The sequence below is a fragment of the Caldicoprobacter sp. genome (genome assembly GCF_047459465.1).
Taxonomy (GTDB): Bacteria; Bacillota; Clostridia; order Caldicoprobacterales; family Caldicoprobacteraceae; genus Caldicoprobacter.
The window spans coordinates 1-3984 of sequence record NZ_VSCO01000150.1 but is presented as its reverse complement, the minus strand read 5'-3'; the positions used below and the strand labels follow the sequence as shown (position 1 = coordinate 3984).

General features: G+C 44.8%; 5 protein-coding genes. 2 read left to right on the top strand and 3 right to left on the bottom strand.

From position 1 onward, the window contains the following. Window positions 1-57 precede the first annotated feature (57 nt). Window positions 58-573, top strand: coding sequence for a methylated-DNA--[protein]-cysteine S-methyltransferase (locus tag FWJ59_RS08370; protein WP_414481490.1), 516 nt, complete (start codon window positions 58-60; stop codon window positions 571-573). A gap of 73 nt (window positions 574-646) precedes the next feature. On the opposite strand, the gene FWJ59_RS08365 is transcribed toward FWJ59_RS08370, so the two are convergent. From FWJ59_RS08365 to FWJ59_RS08355, 3 genes are all read right to left on the bottom strand, one after another. Further along, on the bottom strand, window positions 647-1627 hold the full coding sequence (locus FWJ59_RS08365; protein WP_414481489.1) for a Sapep family Mn(2+)-dependent dipeptidase: 981 nt from the start codon (window positions 1625-1627) through the stop codon (window positions 647-649). Beyond that, window positions 1624-2043, bottom strand: coding sequence for a M20/M25/M40 family metallo-hydrolase (locus FWJ59_RS08360; RefSeq protein ID WP_414481488.1), 420 nt, complete (start codon window positions 2041-2043; stop codon window positions 1624-1626). Before FWJ59_RS08360 ends, FWJ59_RS08365 begins: the two co-directional genes overlap by 4 nt. Window positions 2044-2136: 93 nt before the next feature. Further along, window positions 2137-2991 carry a YitT family protein gene (locus FWJ59_RS08355; protein WP_414481487.1) on the bottom strand — a complete coding sequence of 285 codons (855 nt, stop codon included), beginning with the start codon at window positions 2989-2991 and terminating at the stop codon, window positions 2137-2139. A 388-nt stretch (window positions 2992-3379) separates the two neighbouring features. Here FWJ59_RS08355 and nagB point away from each other — a divergent pair. Next, the coding region (nagB, locus tag FWJ59_RS08350) for a glucosamine-6-phosphate deaminase (RefSeq protein WP_414481486.1) at window positions 3380-3984 on the top strand (605 nt) is incomplete at its 3' end.

Genomic DNA, 3984 nt, shown 5'->3' with positions numbered 1-3984 from the left:
AATTGCCTCAGGGCTTGCTTAATTTTTTTTGTTAGAAGAAAGGAGTAAAAAATAGAAATGAAAAGCTCTCCAAAGAATCTTGAGCCATATACGATAGCCGAAGTGGATGGGTTTATACATCCCGTTACCATCATAGCCACTCCTAAAGGGGTGAAAGAAGTACATTTCGCCCATTTTGAAACCATTATAAAAAAATTGCATCACAAAAATATACCCTATTTTTTCGAGTCATCCCACCCTGCAGCAGTGGAGCTTAAACAGTATTTCCAGGGCAAGAGAAAACATTTCGATGTTCCCGTTGATATAGAGGGTACCCCTTTTCAGATGATGGTATGGGAGGCCTTACAATCCATACCCTACGGTCAGGCACGCAGCTATAAAGATGTTGCCATACAAATCGGCCATCCCAAAGCTTACCGCGCCATAGGACAAGCCTGCGGCGCTAACCCTGTTCCCATAATAATACCCTGCCACAGGGTGCTGACATCCGGCGGAGGCCTGGGTGGTTTTAGCGCGGGCATTGAAATAAAAAAGGCCTTACTGGATTTAGAAAGGGTTTATAGCCACAAATAAGAACGCCGCCGCATTGCGTCCACTTTCAGCACCTTTGCATTGCGGCGGCTATCCACAACAACCCATCAATTCATTATTTGACAAGTTCGGCAATGGCATGAGCATAAATCTTGGCGTTCATGATCAGGTCCTCGATTTCTATGTACTCGTCCTTCTGATGTGCCATTTCAGGTTTCCCCGGAAAGACCGCTCCAAATGCCACCGCATTCTTAATAGCCCTGGCGTAGGTCCCGCCCCCTATAGCAACGGTATAAGCCGGTTGCCCCGTCTGATCAGCGTATACCTTCTTCAACGTTTGTACCAGGAAGTGGTCCTCGGGCACGTAAAGAGGCCCTTGATGCTCCAATACTTCTACTTCTATGCCATGTGCCCCAGCCACATGGTATATGCGTGATAATATATGCTCCTTCTCCAAGCTTACAGGATAACGTATATCGATGACCGCCCGGCCATATTGATCATTTACATCTATCATCCCCAAATTGAGGGTAAGCTTTCCCGAAAGCTGATCCTCCAGTGCCAGACCCATAGAATGGCCATCAAATTCCATGCCAATAGCTTCCGCTAGAAAAGCAATAAACCTTTCCATCTCATTATCCTCCAACCCTACAGCCGAGAGGCAAAGCAGCATCTGCCCAATGGCATTCTTACCTTTTTCGGGCATGCTGGCGTGAGCAAGCCGGCCAATAGACTTGACGATTACAGCATCCCCTTCGCCCTTCTCGACCTCTATCTCATACCCCAACTTGCTCTTTAAGTTTTCGATGGCTTCCATCAGCTTCTCCCTATCGACGCCTGGTCTAAAAACGCAGACGCACTCATCTGGTACCACATTGGGCCTCTGTCCCCCATATATCCTTTCAATCCCCATAGAAGATTTTTGTCTGTTTACAAACTTCTTTGACAAAGCTATATGCAAGATTCCCTTTTCGGCGTTGATAATGGGATAACGGCCATCGGGACTCATGCCAAAGTCGGGAACTGGCTCCTTTTTAAAATAGTATTTGAGGTCCTCCCACCCGCTCTCCTCATCGGTACCCAGTATTAATCTCACCCTCTTATTACCGGAATGCCGGACTGCATTACGGCCTTCATGGCATAAAGTACAGCAATGGTAGGCCCTTTATCGTCAATGGCTCCCCTCCCGTAAATCTTACCATCATGGATCTCACCTCCATAGGGAGGATAGGTCCAGCCACTCCCTTCGGGTACCACATCCAAATGCGTCAGTATCCCCAGCATCTTCTCCCCTTGACCCAATTCTATATGCCCCGCATAGCCATCCACGTTTTTGGTCTCAAATCCCAGCTCCTTGCCAAGGGTTAACATGTAGTCAAGGGCTTTATAGACATTCTCTCCAAACGGCTTGCCAGGCTGCGGTTCTCCCTCTACGCTGGGGATAGCTACCAGCTCTTGGGTCGAGCGTATCATCTCCTCCCTGTACGACTCAACGATGCGGTTTAAATCCATAAAAAACCCTCCTTGTTTTAAATTTCATCTTACATACTGTATCGCCCTGCTCTTCTTTGTCGATTACCAATTGCTTAGCCTAACCTGGAGACCTCAGATTATGTCCTCCACGCTAAAACCCTTGCCCTGTACCTCTCTAGTATCTATTATGGACATAAAGGCTCCGGGGTCAACCCTATGTACCACTTCCCTGAGCTTTGACAGCTCCATGGTCCGCACCACCATGTATATAAGCTTCTTATCCTTATGGGTATAGGCACCTTGGCCATTTAGGAAGGTAATCCCCCTCTTAACATGGCGAAAGAGCTCCTGCGCCATGTCCTCGGCCTTATCTGAGACTATTATAACGGTTTTCTTGTGATTAAATCCCGTCAGTATAGCATCCACCGCTTTGTTGCTTACAAATATACCTACCATCGAAAACATGGCAGTTTCAACATTTAAAAGAAATGCCGCAGCGCTCAATATTATAAAGTTACATGCCGTGGCAACCCAACCAACACTAAACGAAAAGAATTTATTCACAAGTAGGGATATGATATCGGTACCGCCCAGGGAGCCACGGTTTCTCATTACAATTCCTGCCCCCGTTCCCAAAATCAATCCCCCAAAAATTGCAGCTATCATGTCATCCTTTACATCTATTGTCCAACCTTTTGTGAGGTACAGAAAGGCTGACATGCTTGCTATCCCTAGGAGGCTCAGGTAAATAAAACGCTTCCCCAAAAACCTATATCCCCCAATAAATAAGGGGACGTTGAAGATTATGACAGTGATTTCCTTAGGGATAGAAAATAGGTACTCCAGTATTATAGCAATGCCCGTCAGTCCTCCGCTCAACAGCTTATGTGGAACTAAGAGCATATTGACACCGAGCGAATATATGAAACTCCCTATTATTATGTAAAAAACCCTGATGAACAAGCGGCCGGTTTTAGATCCCATCATAAAGTTTTATTCCCCTCTTAAGTCAGACATTAACTGTATCTACTCCAATACTGACCAACTATTATTATAGCACAAAACATCGTTTATGCATTTTATTCCAATCATCAAAGGGGTTGCCTTATACCATTTGTAAAACCAATAAAAAAATCTTAAAAAATTTTTCCCAAAAACCTATACATCGTTGAATGAATCATGCTAGAATATTCTGAAGAGTATGTTTAGCTTAAATGCGCCGCTCTATTTAAAGGCTGATTTAAAGGCCGACCAATAAACATTAAAATATCGCCACATAATATAAAATAGCCAGCCAACGAAAGGAGGATAAGCTGTTTTTATCTAATGAAAGAATAAAGCGAAATCAATTAAGCTAAAAAGGAGTGTTTTGACAATGAAGGTCATAATATGCAAAAATTATGACGAGATGAGCCAAACGGCAGCCGAGATTGTAGCCAAACAAATAAACAGCAATCCCCATACTGTTCTCGGCCTAGCAACCGGCAGTACGCCTGTGGGAATGTACAAAACTTTAGTTAAGATGTATAAAGAAGGAAAAGTTGATTTTTCCAACGTGGTGACCTTTAATCTCGACGAATATGTGGGTCTGGACAAGGATCATCCCTGTAGCTATCACCGATTTATGGACGAAAACCTCTTCAACCACATCAACATAAAGAGGGAAAACGTTCATCTGCCCAACGGTGTGGCCCCATCATTGGAAGAAGAATGCAAAGCTTACGAAAAGATGATAGCCAAGGCCGGAGGTATTACCTTACAAGTATTAGGCATTGGACATAACGGCCATATTGGCTTCAACGAACCGGGTACCCCATTCCATTCCCTCACCCATGTTGTGGAGCTGGCACAGCGTACCATCGAGGCAAACTCCAGGTTCTTTAACTCGCCAGATGAAGTGCCGCGCAAAGCCATTTCTATGGGCATAAAAACCATTATGCAGGCACAGAAGATCCTGCTCTTAGCCTCTGGGAAAGACAA